The organism is Streptomyces sp. NBC_00620 (assembly GCF_026341825.1).
Classification (GTDB): Bacteria; Actinomycetota; Actinomycetes; order Streptomycetales; family Streptomycetaceae; genus Streptomyces.
In genome coordinates, this window is sequence record NZ_JAPENY010000002.1 from 94,560 (window position 1) to 118,351 (window position 23,792).

Genomic DNA, 23,792 nt, shown 5'->3' on the forward strand with positions numbered 1-23,792 from the left:
GTACCGGCCCCCGGCCCCGACCCACCACCGGCCCCCGGCCCCGCCCCCACCGAACCCCAGGCGCCCGAGACGGGCTCACGCCCCCCGAGCCTCCAACATCCCCGCCATGAGATCGATCTCAGACTCCTGCGCCTCCACCATCCCCGTGGCCAGCCTCCGCTCCACCCCGACCTCACACTTCTCCACACACCCCTCGGCCATGTGAATCCCGCCCTTGTGATGCGAGGTCATCAACTGCAGATAGAAGACCTCGGCCGGTTTGCCGCTAAGCGTGTTGAGCTTCTCCAGCTCGGTATTGGTCGCCATGCCGGGCATCAGCGCCCCGTCCTCGCCGGAGACCATCCCGTCCATGCCCATCCACGCCATGGGCCCGTCCGAAGACACCTTCGGCAGCTCCCACAGATCGAGCCACCCCAGCAGCATGCCCCGCTGGTTCGCCTGCGTCTGCGCGATGTCGTACGCGAGACGCCGTACCTCCACGTTCTCGGTGCGGTCCCGCACGATGTACGACATCTCGACGGCCTGCTGATGATGGACCGCCATGTCCCGGGCGAACCCCGCGTCGGCGGAATCGGCAGAGGGAGTGACGACCCCCGAGTCGTCACTGCCACCAACCCCGTCGGCGACCGCATACGTGATCGCCCCCGCAGCGACGAGCACCGCCGCCGCGGCCCCGGAGATCCAGCCGATCTGCTTCATCCGGTTCATCCGGCTCACTGGGACAGCCCGCCGGTGCACGCGGCACCCGGCTCCGGCGTCTGGTCGCCCTGCACGAAGGACTCGAAGAACTTGCCGACGTTGGCGTCGGTCGCGCTCGACACCGTGCGCTGCTTGCCCCACGCGCTGAGCATGATCGGGTCCTTCTGGTCCTCGACGGGGCTCATCAGCGTGTACGGGGTTGTCTTGACCTTCGCCGCGAGCGCCTTGACGTCGGCGTCAGAGGCCTTGCTGTTGTACGTCACCCAGACCGCGCCATGTTCCAGGGAGTGTACGGCGTTCATGTTGTTGACCGCCTTGGTGTAGACATCGCCGTTGCAGTTCATCCAGACCGCGTTGTGGTCACCGCCGACCGGAGGCTCCATCGGGTAGTCCACGGTCTTGGTGACGTGCGTCTGGGAAAGCTTCGCGCTCCAGGTCTTCACCCCGTCGGAGCCCGTGGTGAAGTGCCCCGAGCCCGCCTTGGAGTCACTCGCGGCGTCGTCCTTGTCGGACTGCGACTGGACGAGGACGACACCACCGACGACGAGCCCGGCGACGACGACCACACTGGCGCCGATCACGAGGATCCGATTGCGACGCTCGCGGGACTGCTCGGCGCGGCGCATCTCCTCTATGCGGGCCTTGCGCGAGGCGCTGCTCGTGTTCTTCGCGGAACCCATGGCGAGTCCTTATACGTGGGGGACGGTCGGGACAGCTGATCGTAGTGGGATAGGGGCCGCCCATTACAGATGAGCCCCCGAGCAGGCACTATGGGCATCAGAGCAGGACCACAACAGGATGCCGGGGCGGAACCGAACAGGATCCGAAGCCGGACATCTGCCGTACGCGAGGCGTTCACGCCGAGGTCGGCCGGCCGATCAAGGTCGGCAACGCGCATGAAATGCTGTTGTGGTGGGATGCTCAGGTGCCCCGACCGTCCCCGAGGCGTGGGAGCAGGCGGCCTGACCAGCAAGGATGGGTGGAAGCGGAAGATGGACAAGCAGCAGGAGTTCGTGCTCCGGACACTGGAGGAGCGTGACATCCGGTTCGTACGCCTGTGGTTCACGGACGTACTCGGCTTCCTCAAGTCGGTGGCCGTGGCCCCGGCAGAGCTGGAACAGGCCTTCGACGAGGGCATCGGCTTCGACGGCTCGGCGATCGAGGGCTTCGCCCGCGTATACGAATCGGACATGATCGCCAAGCCGGACCCCTCGACCTTCCAGGTCCTGCCGTGGCGCGCGGAGGCCCCGGGCACCGCCCGGATGTTCTGCGACATCCTGATGCCGGACGGCTCCCCGTCCTTCGCGGACCCGCGCTACGTCCTCAAGCGCACCCTCACCAAGACCTCCGACCTGGGATTCACCTTCTACACCCACCCGGAGATCGAGTTCTTCCTGCTGAAGGACCGCCCGCTGGACGGCACGCGGCCCACCCCCGCGGACAACTCCGGCTACTTCGACCACACCCCGCAGAACGTCGGCATGGACTTCCGCCGCCAGGCGATCACCATGCTGGAGTCGATGGGCATCTCCGTCGAGTTCTCGCACCACGAGGGCGCGCCCGGCCAGCAGGAGATCGACCTGCGCTACGCCGACGCGCTGTCCACGGCGGACAACATCATGACGTTCCGCCTGGTCATGAAGCAGGTCGCGCTGGAGCAGGGCATCCAGGCCACCTTCATGCCGAAGCCGTTCTCCGAGCACCCCGGCTCGGGCATGCACACGCACCTCTCGCTCTTCGAGGGCGACCGCAACGCCTTCTACGAGTCCGGCTCGGAGTACCAGCTCTCCAAGGTCGGCCGCTCCTTCATCGCGGGCCTGCTGAAGCACGCCGCGGAGATCTCCGCGGTCACCAACCAGTGGGTCAACTCCTACAAGCGCATCTGGGGCGGCTCGGAGCGCACCGCGGGCGCCGGCGGCGAGGCCCCCTCGTACATCTGCTGGGGCCACAACAACCGCTCCGCCCTCGTCCGCGTCCCGATGTACAAGCCGGGCAAGACGGGCTCGGCACGGGTCGAGGTCCGCTCCATCGACTCGGGCGCGAACCCCTACCTGGCGTACGCGATGCTCCTCGCCGCCGGCCTCAAGGGCATCGAAGAGGGCTACGAGCTCCCCCCGGGCGCCGACGACGACGTCTGGGCCCTCTCCGACGCCGAACGCCGCGCCATGGGCATCGAGCCCCTGCCCCAGAACCTCGGCGAGGCCCTGAGCCTCATGGAACGCAGCGAACTCGTCGCCGAAACCCTGGGCGAACACGTCTTCGACTTCTTCCTCCGCAACAAGCGCCAGGAGTGGGAGGAGTACCGCAGCGAGGTCACCGCGTTCGAACTGCGGAAGAACCTGCCGGTGCTGTAGGCGCAGGTCAACGCGACTATCGAGCTGGAACGAGACGTAGGGCCGACGGTCGTTGACCGTCGGCCCTACGGCGTCTTACTGGCCCTGGGCCGTCTCTGGGCCGTCAGGTGCTGAATCGGTGCCTGCGTACAGGCTGTCCACGGCCCTTCGGGTCCGCCCGTCGCTGCTCGGCATGAGGTGCGTGTACACCCGGAGTGTGAACCCTGGGTCTGTGTGACCGAGGTACGTACTCAGGGCTTTGACGTTCTCTCCTGCGTCCAACAGCACGGGAGGCGTAGAAGTGCCGCAGAGCGTGCATGCCATGTTCTCGCGCTGCCTGGTGCCGCTCGCCGGGCTTCGGCTCGGGGATGACGCCGGCCGTGACGAGGGCGGGCTTCCACGCGCGCAGGTTGAAGTCTGTACGGCGAACTGCGCCGACTCCGTTGGCCCTGGTGAGTAACAACCGCTTGGTGACGAGCGGACCGTCCGGCCGAAGCCAGGGCAGCGAGACTTCTGCATGTCGAATCTCGGATTGGCTCCCTCCGTTGTGCGCTTCTACGGCGAGACCGTGGACGAGAGCGGGCGCCTGCATCGCTCAGCGGATGGAACTCCTACGCCGCTTCCTGCCGCCGGCGCCCGCGAAAGTTCTGGACGTCGGCGGCGGGGCGGGGGTGCACGCGGAGTGGCTGATCAGGGACGGATACGCGGTCTCCTTGGCGGACCTGTTCCTCGCCACGTTGAGCAGACATCGGCTATCTGCCCGGCGTCGCTCGGAGATGCGCGAGCGCTGGAAGCGGGTGACAAGAGCTACGACGTGGTTCAGCTACTTGGCCCGCTTTACGACCTGCCCGACGCCGCTGACCGCCGTAGAGCGCTCGCTGAAGCGCGACGCGTAGTGAAACCGGGTGGGCTGGTGGCCGCAGCAGAGATCAACCGCTACGTCTCGCTGTTCGAGCACGTCACGTACGCACACCTGCACACCGAGCGCATGCAAGAACCGGTTTCCAAGATTCTTCGCACAGCTGTGCACGACGGTCCTCCCTTCACTCTGGCGTACTTCCATCATGCGGAGGAACTTGTGGACGAGCTAAGAGAGTCGGGACTTACTGGCGTGGAGGTTTTCGGGATCGAAGGCCCGGCGTGGCCTCTCGTCAAGGCTGTTGAACAGCAGCCTGGCGAGGGGCCTACCGATGACCTGATGGCCTCCGCCATGACCGCCGCGCGGATGGCTGAGCCGTATCCGGAGTTGCTCGCAGCTAGTTCGCACCTGCTCGCGGTAGGACGGGCGCCCGCTGATGACGTGGCCTGACCCGTGCTGAGGCATGGGCGGAGCTCTCGCGAGACCCTTGCAGCCCTTTGGCGGTGATCATCATCCTCACTCCGAGGCAGAGGAATCGAGCATCGAGTGGCCGAACGAGCAAGGCACGCTGGACCATGTCATGTAGGGCGCATTCCGGTAAACGAGATTCCTGATGGAGGAGATGACTGGAATCTAACGACCCTGTCATAGATACTCGGCAGGTCTTCAATGGTTTCGTCATCTGCGACCCAATTGAGGATCTCCGTCGCGAAATCAATACTCACCTCGTCAAGCTTTAGTGAAATGAACTGAATCACTTCAGCGATGTTTGCCCGCCCGGATGCTGCGGCTTTCTTAATGATGGTCATTCGCTGCTGTACATCGTCGTGATCCTTTGGCGGAATGATTTGCATCGCCGCCAATCCCACGGTCATCGCAACTTCAGGGTCCCTATCCAACTGTGTTCGCACCCTTTGCCACTCAGCGAGTACTTTGTTGCAGGTCGCCGGATCGACCCCACTCCGAGCGAATTGGGGAATTACTAGGCGTCCTAGACCCGCGAGCTCGAAGTGATTTGACCAATATTCTACGACGTCAAATTCTATGTACGGCATCCAGAAGTCGCCGATCTTCGTATATCGGCCAACGCGGTCGAGCACCTCCATCCATTCTGCATTGCATGGCACTGCGCCGAGCCATCCCAGCGGCGTGTGGCTTCCATGGCTCGCATAATTGGCGAGCTGCATGACTTGGTGAGGCGTTGCGGAAACTCCGATTTCTCCGTGAGCTCCTCGGTATGGATCGGTCACAGCCGTCATAACATGAGAGGCGAGTCTCGACCTATCACTCAAATCCGTCCTGTTGCCGATTATCGAAAGCATGCTGTCTAGCGATCTTTCGAATAGCGTCCCAGGTATGTGGCTTCGTGCAAGCAAAAATCGAGACGATCGAACTGGTATGAACGGAACTCGGTCCCTCAACCAGTCATCGAAGCTGTTGGACAGATGATTCAGAGAGAAGTCGAGCCAAGAATCCTCAACAGCATCCCAGTCCTGGAGCTCACCCAAGCGGCCATCTGAAATTTCGGCAATCGTAGATCGCCCCTTTTCCACGCTGGATAGAGCTTCAACGAAGATCCACGGGAGGAATTGTCTGAGAGGCTTGACAGACGGCGCGTTTGGCAGCGCTGCATTCACGGCATCAGCCAGGCTTATGGAATTTGGATTCCTGCAAAAGTCCACAACTCGCATGAGCCAATGATTTTCCGGAAAATTGGAATCTTGAGCTTCTTGGAGCGGTTCCCAGGAACGGGATCGAACTTTGGAAAGTCGAAGAGTTACTAGTCGGCCATTCGGGCCACGAAAGAGCGCTATCTCGCAATCGTTTCGCCCTCGACTATTAGTACCGGAGAATGCGGCAAAGAGAGGGGCTAACCATGCAGGCGCCGAAAAGCTGCCAGTGAACTCTCGAAGCTGGATTGCCTCGTGGGAAGATCGTAGTGCAATGTACGGTAGACGATTCGTTGTTTCCGGCGAAGCCAAGCATCCTGCCATCGATTGGAAAAGTGATGGGATTGCACACTCAAGGCCGATTTCCAGTACCCGAAGGCGTTCTTGGCTGCTGCCACTCTGTAGACTCTGGAGGGCTTCAACAGCCCAGGGATCACGGTGATCGGCTCTAATGCCAATGAATTGCAAGGTAGCTTTGCTGGGAATTGTTCCAGCCCGCAGTTTGGTTTCGATGGCGTCTCTAGCGATAGCCATGCCGCGTTCACTAATGCACGTGCCGAGCATGGCCACATGCTCGGCAGGCGGTAGCGAGAAGAGCTTCAATGCTTCCTCTACCAGTGTCACTTCGTAACGCGGCGCCTTGACCATCCCGTCGTGCAGGATCTCTACCGCCAACCTTGAGCCCGTAAAAGTGCGGCGTGGGAGATTACCAAAGACATCTGAGTGAGTGTTGAGTTCAGAAACCAGCATCATCACCGAGTCACGCAGCGTGCGCCGATTCACGAAGATGTTACCAAGTGCGAACAGGAGAACGTTACGCCAGTGGGAGTTAAGAGACATAGCCTGAAGGCGATTGGCTATCTCTTCCTCACCGCATTTGAGCAATGCGTCGGCAGCCCAGAATTCTTGCAATGACCGAATCTCGAAACTGACTTCACCTTCCCTGGAAGGAACTAGGAAGACGAGCCTGTCAGTCGCCAAACGACTAAGGGACGCGGCGAGTTGCAGTAGCGCTTCTCCCTCATGTCCCTCTTCCTGTAGACGTTCGAAAATTATCTCATTTAGCTCCAGTAGGGTGAGGCGGGATTCAGTTTCTCCCGATCTTTCACTTCGCTCCTGGAGGAGTAATCCGACATCGGCATGTATGGAATTGATGTCCGTCCAGTGATCGCGCAGCAGATTGCTTGCAGCGCCCTCCTTTTCGAGCTCACGTTCATAGATCACGCGGTAATACTCGGCGAATAGAGTAAATCGATCCTTCGGTGCTTTTCCTACTCTGTCCAGTAGAACAGCCATGATTGTCACCTGCAAGGGAGTCCCCATGAGGTGTGCAGTTGAAGCCTCTGCGGAAGCTTGTTGCAGGCGACTCATCAGCCTGCTCACCTTTTCGGATTCTGCGCCGTGCCGAGATATTGCAAGCTTCAATCCATAAGCGAGGGCGTGCTCACCTTCGAGTGGGAGAAGTACGTAGTGACGGAAGTTTTCGGGTGAAAATTCGTCCGTGTAGCCCTGAGGCCTGGTAGTGGCTACGATGACGAGATCGGCTCCTGTCTCGTCGGCCTCGATCTGAAATTCGTTGATTCGATTCATCACTTGGGCCCTGTTGCTTGTCCCTGGGACCTCGTCGAGTCCGTCCAAGATGAGAAGCCAAGGGAAATCGCGCAACCAATCTCGAATCTGCAAGGCCGAGACAGAGACAGCTGATCCCTCGCTAACTTGCTCGGCGATATAATCAAGGACACTGTGGCAACGTCCCCGAGCGAGCTCGTCTGCGAAGCGCGTCAACGGAATCTTAACGGGCCACCTGCGTGCTCCCGGTACGAGTGACTCTCTTTCTGCTTGTTCTGTGATTCTTGAAACAGCAGTCTTCACATCGGCATTACGCATTGATACGGTCTCACGTACCAGAAAAGCTCTGTAAAGCTGGCACATGAATTGACTTACTGTGCTTTTCCCCTGCCCGGGCCCGCCCACGAGCACGAACTTATTCGGAGTGGTCTCTCGGTCAGGGTCTTCCCATCGATTTGCCTGGTTAACGTCGCAGGCGGCTATAAGTGTCTCAAGGCAGCGCGCTTGGAATGATTGCGAGCGCTCCGCCGCGAGCCCAATGGGAAGATCCACAAAAACATCAGCCAGTGGGGTTGTTCGGTCGTCCGCGGCACCAGCTTGATCGAGATTTGCGTAACGGTCTTTAAGTAGCTCTCTGGCGAGGAAGGAGCGAATTGCCTGCGCAGTCTCTATTTTCTCTCTCTGTATGTTCCCGTAGAGAGATGAAAGTATGTCACCGGGAAGAATCCAGGCCGAGTAGGAAGTGCGTATACCATCATGCTTTTCGAGGAAGCGGCAGATATTCTCGGCGTGCCAAACGGCCCATCCTTTAATACCAAGCTTGGCGCATTGCGTTTCCATCTCTTTTGTCACTCGGTCGATTCCACCGGTTCCAGGGGTGGCCGAAAGGGAGACGTTGCTCGCAAAAATGATATAGTCAGGTTTGGGGGATCGCTTCTCGGATTCCTTCCACTCCTTGAACTCTTTACGGATTTCTCGAATCAGCCATGAAGCCTCCTCTCTTGGGGGCGCCGGTGTCTCCTTGTATTTCGCTTGCAGAACTCCGTAGCCGTCCCAAACGCGGCTCCCTTCGGGTGCTTTTATCGTTCCGTTGAATGTTGCCTCCCTTCCGCCGTCGGGGCCGGGGCCAAGCATGGTCACAAAGGGGCCAATTTCTGCTGAAGCTATGGCTTGGGTGAGGTTCTCAAACTCTCGGGGCCCTAGGCGGTAGAGATCGAAGCGCATGCTCCAAGTATGGCGAGGCGGGAAGGCCGTTGGCAGCAGAATGGGCGGATCGCACCTATGTACGTTAGCGGCGGCTCGTGCATCGTCGGGCCGGAGCGCTATGGCAGCCCAGGGCTCACGAATCCGTTGCAGCGGGTCCCACGCTCAGGGACCTAGGTCAGGGGTAGTAGGAAGGCGGGTCACCGTCTCTGTAGTTGTTGGTGTACGCTCAAAAGAGCGGGACGCACTGGCTGAGACTCCTGGAGATCACGTCACTAGCTCAGTGATTCTGTGGGTGGCCCCACACGGCACCAGCAACCTCACGGAGTATTTTCAAGATCAGGACGAGACGTGGATGGGGATCGAACACTCCGCTCACATATCTTCTAAAAGTCCTGGTCAGGCGAGTTCTTAGTGTGTGATCTTGAGGGGACTGTAAATCTACCGAGGTGCTCAAGCGGGGCCGTCTGTGGGTGGCCCACAGCGGCCAACAACGACCAATGACGGCCGTTCGATCACAGGTCAGCGCTGCACCGACGTCGATCGCGGGAGGTCTCTCCGTGCCGCCGCCACTTCCTCCGCAACAAGCGCCAGGAGTGGGAGGAATACCGCTCCGAGGTGACGGCGTTGGAACTGCGGAAGAACCTGCCGGTGCTGTAAGCACAGCTCAGCGCGGGCGCTCCACTTAAACAGCACGTAGGGCCGACGGTCTCGAACCGTCGGCCCTACGGCGTTTCAGGGCCCCGTGACGTTCCGTTGACGGTCGGTTCGGACACTGGCCGTGCCTGACGCGTTCGGGTGTCGCCCACCGACCCGCACGATGAGGACGCGACGATGAAAATGGCCCCCAGCCGACGAAAGCCGGTCAGCATCGCACCGCCGATGGTTCACGATGTGCTCCGCGATCCGGGTAGGCCTTTGCCGGGGGCGCTTCATCGGGACATGTCGGCCAGGTTCGGGTGGGACTTCAGCGAGGTGCGGGTGCACAGTGACCCGAGTGCCGACCGGTCGGCCGCCGGTGTCGGGGCAACGGCCTACACCGTCGGCACGCATATTGTGCTGGGGCAGTCGATGCCCGACCTCGACAGTGCGCCTGGCCGGCGCATCCTGACCCATGAACTCGTGCATGTCATGCAGCAGCCGGATGCGGCGCCGACCGGCCCCCTGCCCGTCAGTAAACCTGGCGACGCGGCCGAGCGTGAGGCTGCGGATCCCTCCGCGCGGACCGCTCATAGGAGCGTCCCGCTGAGCGTGCAGCGCGAACCCGAGCCACGCCCGAGCACTTTCTCGGCCGCGAGCCCAGGCCTTCTGCCCGCGGTTTCCGTCGCTCTCGAACCGCTTCCCATGTCACCGCCCCGCGCGAGGCTGCTCGGGTCCTATGAGGACACCGTAATCAGCGAAGAACTGTATGGGCGCCCTGGGGTCCCTATCAGATACACGGCCGTCGACGAGATCGAGGTCCTCTACAGCAGCCTGCTGCCGGAATGGAAGCAGGTATTCAGAGAGGCTGCCTCAGAATTCGAACGGGTTGGTGCGGAAAGAAGGGGGAGGATCGGTACCTACCGGGATGACAAAATTGAATGGGCGGACCGTCTCATCTGGAAGCCGGTCCGAGATGTCCGGCGCGGCGGGATGGTCATCGGGTATAGGAGGTCCTCCGGCGGATACACCGAGGTGCGGAACACGGCCGGAGAACTCATGGGAGTCCATGAGATTCCCATCGAGCCTGTCCGCATCCCGATTCTTGACGACGTCTTGGAGCAGGCCGGGTATGCGCTGGTGGGCGCGGTCGATACATGGCTGGAGGACAACTGGCGCGCGTTGGGGCTGCCTCCCCAGGACGAGCCTCTCGCGCGACTTTTCCAGATTCCGTCCGACATGGTCGCGTACCGGATCGGTCGCGGTGCCGGTCATGCGCTCAGTCTTCTGCAGGCGGGCGCCGAGCTCGTCGGGGGAGCGGCACTGATCGTCGGCGGCTCCGGCGAGTTTCTAGTCGGAGTGGCCACGACTCCCGCGGGGGTCGGCCTGGTGGTCATGCCGGTGGGGGCCGTTACGGTAGCCGCCGGAACCACCGTCCTGGTACACGGCGGTGTGCTCGCGGGCGCGGTCTTCATGAGCGCCGCGTCTGGCGGCGGCGGTTCCGGCGAAGGACGCGGGTGGGGGCGGGGGCGTAAACCCGACAACAAGCAGGTGGACGACGTGGCGAGGCAGTACGGGATCGATCGGGATAGATTCGGCAAATTCATCGAGAAAGAGAAGGAATTGGGCAACGGTGGAACGGCCAATGATAGAGGCGACTTCACCTATCAGGAGCTGCGTCAGAAAGCAGTCGAGTTCTTGGAATTGTCGGTGAAATGAATGCAGCGTTTGGCGGGCCTAGGGATTTAACGAGATGCTGTGGCGGCTGCGGACCAGTACGCCGTCTCGGTGGACTCCACGATCACCAGGGCCCATCAATATTCCGTGGGGGAACCTGACGGGACCCTGTTACGGCGCTGGGGAATCATCGCAACGATCCCCGAACGCCGCGACCAGATCGCCAACCGGCAGCGCCGTGGCTCCCACGGCGGCCGTGGCCCACCTTCGACGAGGCCGTCTACAGGTCGTCGGGCAGGATCCGGAATGCCGGGTGCGAGGTGAGTGGACGGATGGCCCGAAAATCCTTCCGGTCCAGAGTGAGCACGGTATCCGTGGCGTATTCGCGGGCCAGGACCGCGATGACCGAGTCGGTCAGGTCCAGTGCAAGGTCCCGGTACCGGCGCTGGACGAGCCTTGCGTCCGCGAGAGCGTCCGCACCGGCGTCGCCGAGGACGTAGCGACCGGTCCGCGCTTGCGCGATGAGTTGGTCCATGACCTGCCCGGCAGCGTCCTTGTTGAACCGGCCGCTGAGCAGGTGGTCCAGTTCGGCCAGTACGAGTTGAGGGATGACGAGCAGGCCTGCGGTGTCCATGACGTGGCGAGCCGCTTCGTGCTCGGGGCAGCTGCGGTCGACGGAGGCGATGATGCCCGAGGTGTCGGCGATGACGATCACCTATGAGGCCCGACTCCAGTCGCCGAAACCGGTGTCCCGCAGTATGTCGTCGGCACGCTCCGCGAAGGTGGGGTCCCCGCTGTCGAGGACGGGGAGGCCCACGGGTTCGTCCCACACGCGGTTCCGTGCGATCGCGAGGCGGACGCCCTCGCGGATCAGCTCGGCCTCGCTGACTCCTTTGCGGGAGGCGGTTGCCTTGAGGTCGCGGAGATCCTCGTCCTCAAGATAGACCGTCGTTCGTTTCAGGCTCATGTGCTATATGGTACACCTGCCATACATTCGGTTGCTTGTGCAGGGGCAGTCGCGGCAACCCCGGTCCTGTGTGTTGTCGGACCAACGGCGTTCGGTTCGGTCCGCGACTAGCGGCGGCCGGCACCGCGATACTTGGGAAACCACCGCTGCGCGTAATCAACAGCATCAGCGAACCCAATCACCCGACACCGTGCCACCCCCACCGTGCCGACCCGCACCGCCGCCTCCGCGCCCAAGCCCGCGCCCTCGAACTCCGCTCCCAACTCCCCGAAGTCACTGTCGTCCAGGGCGACATCGTCGTACTCCCACCACTGGCGTCGGCCGTCGCGGCGGATCACGCACCTGTAGGACCGATGGGGAGGGGAGTCGACTCGGTACTCGCCGAGATGGAAGGCGGTGCATCTGTTGAAGCCGACGCCGAGCAGCAGGATCTGTGCCCCCAGCTCGTACAGCCGGGCCAGAGGGGAACTCTCGCCCAGGAGGCAGTCGGGGTGATGGTCGTCGGTGATCTTCGCCGCTTGGGGGCCGAGGGCGGCGAAGGAGGTCTGGGGGTGGGCGCTGCGCAGGGACTGTGGGTGGAGCCGGGTCGTCTCGGCCAGGATTCCCACGTCGGTCGACGGGGTGGTCGCCGGGTCGAACGGCGGCATGTTGTCCCGGAAGGCGGCGCGGGCCTCGTCGCTCAGGCCGCGGACCCGTTCCATGTGGGCGTTCGACGTGGACGAGTTGTCCGAGGTGAACGCGGGAACGACCACGGTGCCATCAGGGCCGAGCACGCGGCGCAGCGTGCGGAGCACGGTGGCCGCTCCTCCCTCGACCTTTCCGAGGGAGCGCAGGGAAGAGTGCACCAGCAGGACGCCCCCCTCGTGGATTCCCAGCTCGGTGAGCTGGTGAGTCAGCTGTGACTCGGTGAGTCCGGTCCCGTCGGCAGCCGTGCTCAAGGTTCCTCGTCCCCCTCCGCCGCAAAGCCGCGGCACCAAGGCGCGCCGCGGCTTTCCCGTGTTGTGTCGAAGGTAGTGAACTACTGCTGCTGCGCGGCCAGTTCGCCGAGCAGCTTGTGCAGGGGCTTCGCCGCCCGCTGCCGGTACTCCTGGATCGCCCAGCCGTTCCCGTCCGGGTCCTTGAAGTACATGAACGTGGCGCCGTCCTCCGGCGAGAAGGCCTGCGGCTCGCTGACGTCGAGACCCCGCTCCCGCAGCTCCTCGTACGCCGCCTTGGCGTCCTCCACACACAGCTGCATACCGTGGTACGTCCCCGGCTGCGGCGTCCCCGTCGGGATCGGGAGGCCGTCGATGAGCGCGATGGAACACCCGGACCCGGGCGGCGTCAGCTGCACGATCCGCACGCCCTCCATCACCTCTCGGTCGAGGTCCACGTGGAAACCGACCTTGTCCCGGTAGAACTCCTTGGCCCGGTCCACGTCGGTGACCGGCATCATGATCACTTCGAGGGTCATGTCCATGGGACGGCTCCTTTGTCGTACGACGTCATGTACTGGATCAACTTGATCCACTGGATCCATTCGGTCCGCTGGATCCAAAGATCACTCGAATCGCCAGCGCGTCTGGCTGAACGGCTCCCCCTTACCGAACCCGAAAGCGGTCCGGGGCGCCACAGCGAAGACAAGAGCGGGTCCGCCCTCTCCCTGGAACGTGCCCTGGAACTCCGCGTCCTCCCCTACCTCGAAATGCCACTCGGCGCCGTACTTCTCCTCCCACGCCTTGGCCAGGCCGTGCAGTCGGGCCTGGTCCGTCACGCGGACCGCCTCGCCCTCGACGACGAGGTCGTAGCCCTCGGCCCAGGTGTTGGTGCCCGTGGTGAGGACGACCTGCGGATTCCCGGCGAGGTTGAGCGCCTTCCGCTCCTGCGCGCCGGTGGCGAAGTGCAGCGCCCCGTCCTGCCAGACACCGATCAGCGGCGTCACATGCGGCCGCCCGTCCGGCCGTACCGTCGACAGCCAGTACAGCTCGGCCGCGGCCAGCCGCGCCACGGCCTCCGGCCAGGGGGTCGCCCCCGCTCCGGGGCTGCCGTAGCGCGGGTCGAGCTCGGTCTTCGGTTGTGTGTCGGGCATGGCTCTCCTCCTGCATCGACATGGTCCCGCCGTAGGGGAGACCCCGCACACCGGCGGAAGTCATCGGTCCCCGGTGATGGCGGCCGCCCCGGCGCTTCCGACCAGGTCTGCGGTTACGCTCAAGGTCGTACGACCTTGATCCGACGGGAGGGCCGAGGATGACGGCGCCGGGGCGCAGGAGCAGTACCTTCACGCGGCTGCTGCGGCACGGTTTTACCGATCCGTCGGGGGCCGAGCGGCTTCTGGAGAGTGTCGAGCTGGCGCCGATAAAGGCCGATCCGGTGCTCCTCGAGGCGCTGGGGGCCACCGCCGACCCGGATCTGGCGCTGCTCGGGCTGGTACGGCTCGTCGAGGCGCAGGACGGGCGCCCGGAGCGGCGTGAACTGCTCGACACGCTCATCGCGGCGAAGCCGCTGCGGGACCGGCTGCTCGGCGTGCTCGGCGCCTCCGCGGCGCTCGGCGACCATCTCGCCCGGCATCCGCGCGATTGGCAGGTGCTCGTGACGTACGAGCCGCAGGACCTGCACCCCGGGGTGGAGGAATTCGAGCGCGGGCTCGCCGAGGCGGACGACCCAGTCACGCTGCGCGTCGCCTACCGGCGCTGCCTGCTGTCCATCGCCGCGCGTGACGTGTGCGGCACGACCGATCTCGCGCAGACGGCCGCCGAGCTCGCCGATCTCGCGACGGCGACCCTGCGTGCCGCGCTCGCCATAGCCCGGGCCGCCGCGCCCGACGACGCCGCGCTGTGCCGGCTCGCCGTCATCGCGATGGGCAAGTGCGGTGGCCACGAGCTCAATTACGTGTCCGACGTCGATGTGATCTTTGTGGGGGAGGCGGCGGACGGGGCCGATGAGGGGAAGGCGATCCAGGCCGCCACCCGGCTTGCCTCGCATCTGATGCGGATCTGCTCCGAGACCACCGTCGAGGGCAGCATCTGGCCCGTCGACGCGAATCTGCGGCCCGAGGGCAGGAACGGGCCGCTCGTACGGACGCTCAGCAGCCACCTCGCGTACTACCAGCGGTGGGCCAAGACCTGGGAGTTCCAGGCCCTCCTCAAGGCGCGGCCGGTGGCCGGCGACCTCGTGCTCGGCGAGAGTTACGTCGCCACGCTCGCGCCCCTCGTCTGGCACGCCGCCGAGCGCGCGAACTTCGTTCCCGACGTGCAGAAGATGCGGCGGAGGGTGGTGGAGAACATCCCCGTCGCCGAGGTCGAGCGTGAGCTGAAGCTCGGGCCGGGAGGGTTGCGGGATGTCGAATTCGCCGTACAGCTGCTGCAGTTGGTGCACGGGCGTGCCGATACTTCGCTGCGGAGCGGGACCACACTCGACGCGCTGAAGGCGCTGGCTGCGGGTGGCTATGTGGGGCGCGCCGACGCCGTGCAGCTCGATGAGGCTTATCGGTTTCTGCGGTCCATGGAGCACCGGATACAGCTCTACCGGCTGCGGCGGACCCACCTTGTGCCCGAGGAGGACGCCGATCTGCGGCGCATCGGGCGGTCGTTGGGTCTGCGCGCCGATCCTGTCGTAGAGCTGAACCGCGAGTGGAAGCGGCACGCTGCCGTCGTACGGCGGCTGCACGAGAAGCTCTTCTATCGGCCGCTGCTCGATGCCGTCGCCCAACTCGCCCCCGGCGAGACCAGGTTGAGCGCCGACGCGGCCCGGGAGCGGCTGGTCGCGCTCGGGTACGCCGATCCGGCGGCGGCGCTTCGGCATCTGGAGGCGCTGGCCTCCGGGGTTTCGCGCAAGGCTGCGATCCAACGGACGTTGTTGCCCGTGCTGTTGGGGTGGTTCGCGGATTCCGCCGATCCCGATGCGGGGTTGCTCAACTTCCGTAAGGTGTCGGACGCGTTGGGGAAGACGCCGTGGTATTTGCGGCTGTTGAGGGACGAGGGTGCTGCCGCTGAGAATCTGGCGCGGGTGCTGTCCGCCGGGCGGCTCGCGCCCGATCTGCTGATGCGTGCGCCTGAGGCGGTCGCGCTGCTCGGTGACGGGGATGGGGGTAGGGGTGGGCTCGAACCTCGGTCCCGTGGCCATCTGGAGCAGGAGATCCTTGCTGCGGTGGGGCGGGCTGCGGGGGGTGAGCAGGCGGTTACGGCGGCGCGGGGGGTGCGGCGGCGGGAGCTGTTTCGTATCTCCGCCGCCGACATCGTTGCCTCGTACGGGACCGAGGAGAATCCTGCCGTTGCGGACCAGGGTGCGCTTGTCGATCTGGTTGGTGGTGCGGTTTCTGACCTTACTGCGGCGACTCTTGCGGGGACGTTGCGGGCCGTCGTGCGGGACGGGTGGGGGGAGACTCTTCCTACTCGGTTCGCCGTCATCGGCATGGGGCGGTTCGGGGGGCATGAGCTGGGCTACGGGTCCGATGCCGATGTGCTGTTCGTGCATGAGCCCCGGGACGGTGTTGATGAGCAGGAGGCGTCTCGGGCCGCCAACTCTGTTGTCTCCGAGATGCGGCGGCTGCTTCAGATCTCGAGTGCGGATCCGCCCTTGTTGATCGATGCGGATCTGCGGCCTGAAGGGAAGTCCGGGCCGCTGGTGCGGACGCTTAATTCCTATGAGGCGTACTACCGGCGCTGGTCGCTGGTGTGGGAGTCGCAGGCCTTGTTGCGGGCCGAAGCCGTTGCCGGTGACGAGGACTTGGGGCGGCGGTTCATCGAGCTGATCGATCCTCTGCGGTATCCGGCGGAGGGGCTTGGGGACGATGCCGTACGGGAGATCCGGCGGCTCAAGGCGCGGATGGAGTCGGAGCGGATGCCGCGTGGTGCCGATCCCACGCTGCATACCAAGCTCGGGCGGGGTGGGTTGTCCGACGTCGAGTGGACCGTGCAGTTGCTGCAGCTTCGGCATGGGTGGGTGGAGCCGGGGTTGCGGACCACCCGGACGCGGGAGGCCTTGGCGGCCGGCTGTGCGGCGGGGCTCCTTGCCGGAGAGGACGCGGCGATTCTGGATGAGGCGTGGGTGTTGGCTACGCGGGTGCGGAACGCGGTGATGCTGGTGCGGGGGAGGGCCGGGGATACGTTTCCGTCGGATGGGCGGGAACTGGCTGCGGTGGGGCGGTACTTGGGGTACGGGCCGGGGCATGTGGGGGACATGCTCGACGACTATCGGCGGACTACTCGGCGGGCTCGGGCCGTGGTGGATGAGTTGTTCTACGGGGCGTGAGCGTCTGGCGGGGTGCGGTGTCGGCTGGGGTTTGGTGGGTGGGTGGGTCGGGGCCAGGGGCCGGTACATCCGCCCGTCGCCGACGGATCAGACCTTGGCCGAGCAGTGAAGCGTCCGGTGACGCGAACGTACGCGACGGGCTTTTGATGTACCGGCCCCCGGCCCCTTCCGTGAGTCGGCCCCTACCGTGCGGCTGCGTCCGCGGCTGCGGGTGCGTCGGGGATCGGGCCTTGGGCTGTCGGCTTTGGGGTTTTGCGGGACATTGCTACGCCTGTCAGGACTATTGCCATGCCTGTCAGGACTCGTAGGCCTATTTGTTCGTCCAGGATCAGGGCGCCTAGGGCTATGGAGACCACTGGGAGCAGGTAGCCGACTGTGGCTGCGCTGGTGGGGCCCTCTTCGGCGATCATGCGGTAGTTGAGGTAGAAGGTGATGCCTGTGCCGAAGATGCCGAGGATCGTCACGGCTGTGAGGGCTGTGGCGTCTGCGTTGGTCAGGGGGCCCGCTGTGGGGAGGGCCAGGGTGCTCCAGGCTGTGGCGGTGAGGAGTTGGGCTGCCGATACGGCCAAGGGGGCGCCGTGGGTGGTGAGGTGGCGGGCCATGTAGGCGAAGGCGATCGCGTAGCTTGCGGCGGCTGCCAGTAGGGACAGGGCTCCCCAGCTGGCCAGGCCCTCCTGGTTCCAGGGGGCGAAGATCAGGAGTACGCCGGCGAAGCCCAGGAAGAGGCCGGTCAGGCGTAGGGGGTGGAGGCCTCGGTCCGTGCCCAGGAAGACGCCTATGAGGAGAGACCAGAGGGGGGTTGTCGCGTTCAGTACGCCTGCGATGCCGGAGTCGACGGTCTGCTCGCCCACGGCGAAGAGGGCGAAGGGGATGGCGTTGCAGAGCAGGGCCGCGACGGCCAGGTGGGCCCAGAGCTTGCGGGTGCGGGGGAGGTGTTGCTTCGCCCTGTGGGCCAGGAAGAGGAGTACCGCTGTGCCGAGGGCGCAGCGCGTGATCGTGATGTGGACGGGGGACAGGCCGTGGTTCAGGGCCAGTTTGATCCAGAGGAAGCCTGAGCCCCAGAGGAGGGCCAGGGCCGCCATACGGAAGGAGGACGCGAAGGGGCTTGGCTGGCGTGGCATGCGTCCACGGTCCATTGATTGACTTGTGAGGACAAGTGAAGAGTTTTGTATGGACTGTTAAGCTGTGCTGCATGCTGGATGTGAGGCGTATGCAGGTTCTTTCGGCTGTGGTGGGGTGCGGGTCCGTTACCGCTGCTGCGGCTGATCTTGGGTACACGCCGTCTGCTATCAGTCAGGCGATCGCCGCTCTGGAGAAGCAGGCCGGGGTCGAGTTGTTGGAGCGGGTCGGGCGTGGGGTGCGGCCCACCGCGGCCGGGCTCTTGTTGTCCGAGTACGCCGATGTCATCGGGCGGCAGGTGGCCGAGGCGGAGACCGCTCTTGGGGATCTGCGTGCCGGGCGTACGGGGCGGCTCGCTGTGCGTTATTTCGCCACGGCGGGGGCCTCGCTGGTGGCTCCTGCCATTGCCCGGTTCCGGGGCGAACATCCTGGTGTGGAAGTTGAGTTGAAGCTCGTCGATCCCGAGGATCCGCTGCCCGATGTGAAGGAGGGGCGGGCCGACCTGGCGCTTGTCGTGCGGCCGCCTCATGACTCCGGCGGGCCCGAGGGCGTACGACTGGAGCGTCTGCTCGATGATCCGTACCGTGCCGTGCTGCCCAAGGGGCACCGGTTGGCCGGCAAGCGCGCTCTTGAGCTGGCCGAGCTCGCCGATGAGCCGTGGGTCGGGAGTGAGTGGCCGGGGTCTTGTCTTGACGCTCAGCTCGATGCTTGTGCTTTGGCCGGGTTCAGGCCCCGTTTTGTGGTCGAGAGTGAGGACTATGTGACCGCTCAGGGGTTTGTGGCGGCCGGGCTGGGGGTCTCGCTCATTCCCCGGCTCGGGCTGGGGGGTCTGCATCCGGATGTGGTCATTCGCAAGGTGCGTGATCCTGAGCCTCGGCGGGCTATTTATGTGGCGGTGCGGGAGACGGCTCCGGAGCAGCCTGCTTTGCGGGGGCTGATCGACTGCTTGCGGGATGCAGCCCGCATCTAGGGGGTCAGGTCTTGATCGGCAGCAGTTGAGCTCCGCGCGTTCCCGGTACCCACTGCGGGAGCGCGTACGGCAGTGCTCCGTACCAGACCCGTGCCACCGCGAAGCCGAAGGTCAGGCAGAGCATGCCGCCTGCCGCGTCGAGCCAGAAGTGGTTGGCCGTGGCGACGATGACCACCAGCGTCGCCGTCGGGTAGAGGAGGCCCAGGATGCGGGCCCAGGGGGCGGAGGCCAGGGCGAAGATCGTCAGGCCGCACCACAGGGACCAGCCGATGTGCATGGACGGCATCGCGGCGTACTGGTTGGACATGTGCTTCAGGTCGCCGGAGGCCATCGAGCCCCAGGTCTGGTGGACCAGGACCGTGTCGACGAAGCTGCCGCCGTTCATCAGGCGGGGCGGCGCGAGCGGGTAGAAGTAGTAGCCGACGAGGGCCACCGCCGTGGTGGCGAAGAGGGCGAGACGTGTCGCCGCGTAACGGCCGGGGTGCCAGCGGTACAGCCACACCAGAACACCCAGCGTCACCACGAAGTGCAGCGTCGCGTAGTAGTAGTTCATGCCGATGATCAACCATGTCACCGAGTTCACGGCGTGGTTGACGGACTCCTCGAAGGCGAGCCCGAGTTGGTGCTCCGTGTGCCAGATCCAGTCGGCGTTGCGCAGGGCTTGGCCCCGCTGCTCCGGAACCGCGTTCCGGATCAGCGAATACGTCCAGTAACTCACCGCGATGAGCAGGATCTCGAACCAGAGGCGGGGGCGACGCGGGGCCCGCAACCTGCGCAGGAAACGCTGCCCCGCTTTCTCCTCCGCGACGGGCTGTGGAGGGGCCTGCTCCCGGCCTTCCAGTGTCGTCACGGTTGTCTCACCCATAGACACAGAGTCTGCCAGAAAAGCCTTCCCCCACCGATCATCCCTTGGTCGGGTCCCGGTCGCATGTTCTACGCCGAGAGGAGGCCAACCCCGCTCCTACTCAGGGAGGATTACGGGCGATTTCGGTCCCCAGGTGCCGAAGCCGTGGAACCGCGCACCACCAGCTCCGGCATGAACACGAACTCGCTGTGCGGCGCGGGCGTCCCGCCGATCTCCTCCAGCAACGTCCGTACCGCCGCCTGTCCCATGGCGGGCACCGGCTTGCGGACCGTCGTGAGCGGCGGGTCGGTGAAGGCTATGAGCGGGGAGTCGTCGAAGCCGACGACCGAGATGTCCTTGGGGACGTCCAGACCGCGCTGACGTGCCGCCCTTATCGCGCCGAGGGCCATCATGTCGCTGGCGCACACCACGGCCGTACAACCGCGGTCCATGAGCGCGGAGGCCGCGGCCTGGCCGCCCTCCAGCGTGTACAGCGAGTGCTGGACCAGTCGCTCCTCGATGTCGGCGGAGGCCAGCCCCAACTGCTCCTGCATCGTGCGTATGAAGCCCTCGATCTTGCGCTGCACCGGCACGAACCGCTTGGGGCCGAGCGCGAGTCCGATGTTGGTGTGGCCGAGCGAGACGAGGTGGGTGACGGCCAGGGCCATCGCCGCGCGGTCGTCGGGCGAGATGAACGGTGCCTGGACCTTCGGCGAGAAACCGTCCACCAGGACGAAGGGGACGCCCTGGGCGCGCAACTGGTCGTAACGCTGCATGTCCGCGGAGGTGTCCGCGTGCAGGCCCGAGACGAAGATGATGCCGGCGACGCCCCGGTCCACCAGCATCTCCGTCAGCTCGTCCTCTGTGGAGCCGCCGGGGGTCTGGGTCGCGAGGACCGGTGTGTAGCCCTGCCGTGTCAGCGCCTGGCCGATGACCTGCGCCAGGGCGGGGAATATGGGGTTCTCCAGCTCCGGCGTGATCAGGCCCACCAGGCCCTCGCTGCGCTGCCGCAGACGTACGGGGCGCTCGTAGCCCAGTACGTCGAGCGCGGCCAGGACGGTCTGGCGGGTGGTCGCGGCGACGCCCGGCTTCCCGTTCAGGACGCGGCTGACAGTCGCCTCACTGACCCCCGCCTGGGCTGCGATGTCGGCAAGCCGTGTGGTCACAGGATTGGACTGTACCGGCCGGGTCTCACCTTGCCCACCAACCAGACGCCGTGTGCGGGCGGTTGTACGGCCCGCTCCGGGCTGCTGCGTCATCGCGCTCCCTCGTGTAGTGGTCGGCTCGGCGTCCCGGGCGTGCGCCGCGGGAAGGGGTGGCTCCTGCAAGGCGCTGACGGAGCGATGATCCCCGTACCCGGCAGGCGTGGCAAGAGCTTGCAGAGTCTTGCACAGGGGGTCGCATGTCTGCTGAGCGGCCTTGTACTGGGGTTTCGGGGCCTTCAGGTGGAGGTCACGGGCACGTAACTCTCGGCAGTCCTTGCACTTTTTTGCTGCAAGGTCTTTCGCGGCGCTTACAACGCTGTTACGTTCACGTCGCCCGGCGGACGCAACGGCGCAGTCGGCAAGTCGGCAAGGGGAGCGGGCGGGACCGCTGCCTCAACCACTCGGGCTTTCACCCTCAAGGAGATCTCATGCGGCGTGGCATAGCGGCCACCGCGCTGGTGGCGTCCATCGCCCTCGCGGCGACGGCCTGCGGCGGCAGTGACAGCGGCAGCGACAAGTCGGACGGCCCCACCACCATCACCTGGTGGGACACTTCCAACGCCACCAATGAGGCGCCGACGTACCAGGCCTTGGTCAAGTCTTTCGAGAAGGCCAACCCTGACGTCAAGGTCAAGTACGTCAACGTCCCCTTCGACCAGGCGCAGAACAAGTTCGACACGGCCGCCGGTGCCAGCGGCGCCCCGGACGTCCTGCGCTCCGAGGTCGGATGGACCCCGGCGTTCGCCAAGAAGGGCTACTTCCTGCCGCTGGACGGCACCGAGGCCCTCGCGGACGAGAGCAAGTTCCAGCCCAGCCTGATCGAGCAGGCCAAGTACGACGGCAAGACGTACGGTGTGCCGCTGGTCACCGACACGCTCGCCCTGGTCTACAACAAGGCGATCTTCGAGAAGGCCGGCATCGAGGCCCCCACCACCTGGGCCGAGCTCAAGACCGCCGCCGCCACGATCAAGAAGAAGACGGGCGTCGACGGCTACTGGGGCTCGACCCAGGCGTACTACGCGCAGTCCTTCCTCTACGGCGAGGGTACCGACACCGTCGACGCCGACGCCAAGAAGATCACCGTCAACTCGGCCGCCGCGGTCAAGGGCTACGAGACCTGGGAAGGGCTGTTCGACGGCAGCGGCCTGCACAAGGCCGACACCACCGTCGACGCGTACGCCCACATCCAGGAGGCGTTCGTCAGCGGCAAGGTCGCCTCGATCATCCAGGGTCCGTGGGAGATCACGAACTTCTACAAGGGCTCGGCCTTCAAGGACAAGGCCAACCTCGGCATCGTCAGCGTCCCGGCCGGCTCCACCGGCAAGGCGGGCGCCCCGACCGGCGGTCACAACCTCTCGGTGTACGCGGGCTCGGACAAGGCCCACCAGGAAGCGTCGCTGAAGTTCCTGAAGTTCATGACCTCGGCGACGTCCCAGGAGACGATCGCCCTCAAGAACTCCACGCTGCCGACCCGTGACGACGCCTACACCGCCGACGTCAAGGCCGACCCGGGCATCGCCGGCTACCAGACGGTGCTCGCCTCCGCCCAGCCGCGCCCGGCGCTGCCCGAGTACAGCTCGCTGTGGGGCCCGCTCGACATCGAGCTGAACAAGGTCGCCGCCGGCAACGAATCGCTGGACAAGGGCCTGAGCACCGCGGAGACCGCGATCGCCAAGCTGGTCCCCGACTTCAGTAAGTGACCCCGTGTGGCCGCCGGATCTGCCTGAATTGGGGGGACAGATCCGGCGGCCATCGGCCTGCGTGCGCCCAACCCCTGATCTTCCAGAAGGTGTCGAACCATGACAGTCGTCATCGACCGCGCGACCGGTAAGCGCCGTGGTGACCGAGGGCCGCGCCCCGGGCCGCTCCAGCGTCTCAAGCACGGGTACCAGAAGTTCTGGTACGCGTACGCGATGATCGCTCCGGTGGTCCTCGTGCTCGGCGCGCTGGTGCTCTACCCGCTGGTGCGGGGCATCTACCTGACGTTCACGGACGCCAACAGCCTCAACTCGGCCCGCCAGATCGGCGTCAACCACATCGACGCCACCTACAAGTTCATCGGCCTGGACAACTACGCCGACATCCTGTGGGGACCGACCTCGTACGACCGCTTCTGGTCGCACTTCATCTGGACGATCGTGTGGACGGCGCTGTGCGTCCTGCTCCACTACACCATCGGGCTCGGTCTCGCCCTGCTGCTCAACCAGAAGCTGCGCGGCCGCACCTTCTACCGGCTCATCCTGGTCCTGCCGTGGGCCGTACCCACCTTCGTGACCGTCTTCGGCTGGCGCTTCATGCTCGCCGACAACGGCATCATCAACTCCGCCCTCGACGCGATGCATCTGCCGTCGCCGCTGTGGCTGGAGGAGACCTTCTGGCAGCGCACCTCCGCCATCATGGTCAACACCTGGTGCGGTGTGCCCTTCATGATGGTCTCGCTGCTCGGCGGTCTGCAGTCCATCGACTCGACCCTGTACGAGGCCTCCGAGATGGACGGCGCCAACGCCTGGCAGCGCTTCAGGCATGTGACGCTGCCGGGACTGAGGCCCGTCAGCTCCACCGTCGTACTCCTCGGCGTCATCTGGACCTTCAACCAGTTCGCCGTCATCTTCCTGCTCTTCGGCGACACCGCCCCCGACGCGCAGATCCTCGTCACCTGGGCCTACTACCTGGGCTTCGGCCAACAGCCGCGCGACTACGCCCAGTCGGCCGCCTACGGTGTCCTGCTGCTGTCCATCCTGATCGTCTTCACCTCCGTCTACCGACGCTGGCTGGCCCGCAATGAGCAGCAGCTCGCGAACTGAGGCAG

General features: G+C 64.9%; 17 protein-coding genes and 3 pseudogenes. 8 read left to right on the forward strand and 12 right to left on the reverse strand.

Translation table 11 applies throughout. The annotated features are described in order from the left end of the window. Window positions 1-75: 75 nt before the first annotated feature. Both OG246_RS19620 and OG246_RS19625 read right to left on the reverse strand, forming a co-directional pair. Window positions 76-699: a DUF305 domain-containing protein gene (locus OG246_RS19620; RefSeq protein WP_266470745.1), complete on the reverse strand. Its 624-nt coding sequence runs from the start codon at window positions 697-699 to the stop codon at window positions 76-78. 14 nt (window positions 700-713) lie between these two features. Continuing rightward, window positions 714-1,379 (reverse strand): DUF3105 domain-containing protein, encoded by a 666-nt coding sequence (locus OG246_RS19625; RefSeq protein ID WP_266464773.1) that lies wholly within the window; start codon window positions 1,377-1,379, stop codon window positions 714-716. A gap of 312 nt (window positions 1,380-1,691) precedes the next feature. Here OG246_RS19625 and OG246_RS19630 point away from each other — a divergent pair, with 312 nt between their 5' ends. Next, window positions 1,692-3,053, forward strand: coding sequence for a glutamine synthetase family protein (locus OG246_RS19630; RefSeq protein ID WP_266464777.1), 1,362 nt, complete (start codon window positions 1,692-1,694; stop codon window positions 3,051-3,053). 75 nt (window positions 3,054-3,128) lie between these two features. Here the strand turns inward: OG246_RS19630 and OG246_RS19635 are convergent. After that, a pseudogene (locus OG246_RS19635) lies at window positions 3,129-3,546 on the reverse strand (tyrosine-type recombinase/integrase); the annotation flags it as partial. A 3-nt stretch (window positions 3,547-3,549) separates the two neighbouring features. On the opposite strand from OG246_RS19635, the pseudogene OG246_RS19640 reads away from it, so the two are divergent. Beyond that, window positions 3,550-4,341 (forward strand): annotated as a pseudogene (locus OG246_RS19640) (class I SAM-dependent methyltransferase). A gap of 128 nt (window positions 4,342-4,469) precedes the next feature. On the opposite strand, the gene OG246_RS19645 reads toward OG246_RS19640, so the two are convergent. Continuing rightward, on the reverse strand, window positions 4,470-8,354 hold the full coding sequence (locus OG246_RS19645) for an NACHT domain-containing NTPase (protein ID WP_266464781.1): 3,885 nt from the start codon (window positions 8,352-8,354) through the stop codon (window positions 4,470-4,472). Between the two features lie 861 nt (window positions 8,355-9,215). Here OG246_RS19645 and OG246_RS19650 point away from each other — a divergent pair. Beyond that, window positions 9,216-10,691 (forward strand): DUF4157 domain-containing protein, encoded by a 1,476-nt coding sequence (locus tag OG246_RS19650; RefSeq protein ID WP_266464784.1) that lies wholly within the window; start codon window positions 9,216-9,218, stop codon window positions 10,689-10,691. A 126-nt stretch (window positions 10,692-10,817) separates the two neighbouring features. Further along, a pseudogene (locus OG246_RS19655) lies at window positions 10,818-10,939 on the forward strand (IS5/IS1182 family transposase); the annotation flags it as partial. Here OG246_RS19655 and OG246_RS19660 read toward each other — a convergent pair. The 5 genes from OG246_RS19660 to OG246_RS19680 form a co-directional block, all read right to left on the reverse strand. Then, a complete protein-coding gene (locus tag OG246_RS19660; RefSeq protein WP_266464788.1) occupies window positions 10,930-11,364 on the reverse strand; it encodes a type II toxin-antitoxin system VapC family toxin in 435 nt (144 codons plus the stop codon). The pseudogene OG246_RS19655 and the gene OG246_RS19660 sit on opposite strands and share 10 nt — an antisense overlap. Continuing rightward, the gene (locus OG246_RS19665) at window positions 11,365-11,616 is read right to left on the reverse strand and encodes a CopG family transcriptional regulator (protein WP_266464791.1); all 252 of its coding nucleotides are present in this window, start codon (window positions 11,614-11,616) and stop codon (window positions 11,365-11,367) included. It lies immediately after the preceding gene. Window positions 11,617-11,723: 107 nt separating this feature from the next. Continuing rightward, entirely contained in the window at window positions 11,724-12,554 is an 831-nt protein-coding gene (locus tag OG246_RS19670; RefSeq protein WP_266464794.1) for an aminoglycoside N(3)-acetyltransferase, read from the reverse strand. An 80-nt stretch (window positions 12,555-12,634) separates the two neighbouring features. Continuing rightward, a complete protein-coding gene (locus OG246_RS19675; RefSeq protein WP_266464797.1) occupies window positions 12,635-13,075 on the reverse strand; it encodes a VOC family protein in 441 nt (146 codons plus the stop codon). 81 nt (window positions 13,076-13,156) lie between these two features. Next, window positions 13,157-13,684 carry a pyridoxamine 5'-phosphate oxidase family protein gene (locus OG246_RS19680; protein ID WP_266464800.1) on the reverse strand — a complete coding sequence of 176 codons (528 nt, stop codon included), beginning with the start codon at window positions 13,682-13,684 and terminating at the stop codon, window positions 13,157-13,159. A 158-nt stretch (window positions 13,685-13,842) separates the two neighbouring features. Between OG246_RS19680 and OG246_RS19685 the strand changes: the two genes are divergently transcribed. Then, window positions 13,843-16,845, forward strand: coding sequence for a bifunctional [glutamine synthetase] adenylyltransferase/[glutamine synthetase]-adenylyl-L-tyrosine phosphorylase (locus tag OG246_RS19685; protein ID WP_266464803.1), 3,003 nt, complete (start codon window positions 13,843-13,845; stop codon window positions 16,843-16,845). A 182-nt stretch (window positions 16,846-17,027) separates the two neighbouring features. Here the strand turns inward: OG246_RS19685 and OG246_RS19690 are convergent, their stop codons facing one another. After that, entirely contained in the window at window positions 17,028-17,966 is a 939-nt protein-coding gene (locus OG246_RS19690; RefSeq protein WP_266464805.1) for a DMT family transporter, read from the reverse strand. Window positions 17,967-18,037: 71 nt separating this feature from the next. On the opposite strand from OG246_RS19690, the gene OG246_RS19695 reads away from it, so the two are divergent. Next, a complete protein-coding gene (locus tag OG246_RS19695) occupies window positions 18,038-18,934 on the forward strand; it encodes a LysR family transcriptional regulator (protein ID WP_266464808.1) in 897 nt (298 codons plus the stop codon). A 4-nt stretch (window positions 18,935-18,938) separates the two neighbouring features. Here OG246_RS19695 and OG246_RS19700 read toward each other — a convergent pair whose 3' ends face one another. Both OG246_RS19700 and OG246_RS19705 read right to left on the reverse strand, forming a co-directional pair. Continuing rightward, entirely contained in the window at window positions 18,939-19,799 is an 861-nt protein-coding gene (locus tag OG246_RS19700) for a phosphatase PAP2 family protein (RefSeq protein WP_266464811.1), read from the reverse strand. Window positions 19,800-19,909: 110 nt separating this feature from the next. Next, window positions 19,910-20,944 carry a LacI family DNA-binding transcriptional regulator gene (locus tag OG246_RS19705; protein ID WP_266464813.1) on the reverse strand — a complete coding sequence of 345 codons (1,035 nt, stop codon included), beginning with the start codon at window positions 20,942-20,944 and terminating at the stop codon, window positions 19,910-19,912. A 467-nt stretch (window positions 20,945-21,411) separates the two neighbouring features. On the opposite strand from OG246_RS19705, the gene OG246_RS19710 reads away from it, so the two are divergent. Then, complete coding sequence (locus OG246_RS19710) at window positions 21,412-22,683, forward strand: extracellular solute-binding protein (protein ID WP_266464816.1); 1,272 nt, start codon at window positions 21,412-21,414, stop codon at window positions 22,681-22,683. Between the two features lie 99 nt (window positions 22,684-22,782). Next, the gene (locus OG246_RS19715) at window positions 22,783-23,787 is read left to right on the forward strand and encodes a carbohydrate ABC transporter permease (protein WP_266464819.1); all 1,005 of its coding nucleotides are present in this window, start codon (window positions 22,783-22,785) and stop codon (window positions 23,785-23,787) included. Window positions 23,788-23,792: the final 5 nt, after the last annotated feature.

What these genes read in the sequence shown, in the direction of transcription:
- OG246_RS19620 (WP_266470745.1), bottom strand. Translation starts at nt 699, where the DNA reads ATGAAGCAGATCGGCTGGATCTCCGGGGCCGCGGCGGCGGTGCTCGTC.
- OG246_RS19625 (WP_266464773.1), bottom strand. Translation starts at nt 1,379, where the DNA reads ATGGGTTCCGCGAAGAACACGAGCAGCGCCTCGCGCAAGGCCCGCATA.
- OG246_RS19630 (WP_266464777.1), top strand. Translation starts at nt 1,692, where the DNA reads ATGGACAAGCAGCAGGAGTTCGTGCTCCGGACACTGGAGGAGCGTGAC.
- OG246_RS19645 (WP_266464781.1), bottom strand. Translation starts at nt 8,354, where the DNA reads ATGCGCTTCGATCTCTACCGCCTAGGGCCCCGAGAGTTTGAGAACCTC.
- OG246_RS19650 (WP_266464784.1), top strand. Translation starts at nt 9,216, where the DNA reads ATGGTTCACGATGTGCTCCGCGATCCGGGTAGGCCTTTGCCGGGGGCG.
- OG246_RS19665 (WP_266464791.1), bottom strand. Translation starts at nt 11,616, where the DNA reads ATGAGCCTGAAACGAACGACGGTCTATCTTGAGGACGAGGATCTCCGC.
- OG246_RS19675 (WP_266464797.1), bottom strand. Translation starts at nt 13,075, where the DNA reads ATGGACATGACCCTCGAAGTGATCATGATGCCGGTCACCGACGTGGAC.
- OG246_RS19680 (WP_266464800.1), bottom strand. Translation starts at nt 13,684, where the DNA reads ATGCCCGACACACAACCGAAGACCGAGCTCGACCCGCGCTACGGCAGC.
- OG246_RS19685 (WP_266464803.1), top strand. Translation starts at nt 13,843, where the DNA reads ATGACGGCGCCGGGGCGCAGGAGCAGTACCTTCACGCGGCTGCTGCGG.
- OG246_RS19690 (WP_266464805.1), bottom strand. Translation starts at nt 17,966, where the DNA reads ATGCCACGCCAGCCAAGCCCCTTCGCGTCCTCCTTCCGTATGGCGGCC.
- OG246_RS19695 (WP_266464808.1), top strand. Translation starts at nt 18,038, where the DNA reads ATGCTGGATGTGAGGCGTATGCAGGTTCTTTCGGCTGTGGTGGGGTGC.
- OG246_RS19700 (WP_266464811.1), bottom strand. Translation starts at nt 19,799, where the DNA reads ATGGGTGAGACAACCGTGACGACACTGGAAGGCCGGGAGCAGGCCCCT.
- OG246_RS19710 (WP_266464816.1), top strand. Translation starts at nt 21,412, where the DNA reads ATGCGGCGTGGCATAGCGGCCACCGCGCTGGTGGCGTCCATCGCCCTC.
- OG246_RS19715 (WP_266464819.1), top strand. Translation starts at nt 22,783, where the DNA reads ATGACAGTCGTCATCGACCGCGCGACCGGTAAGCGCCGTGGTGACCGA.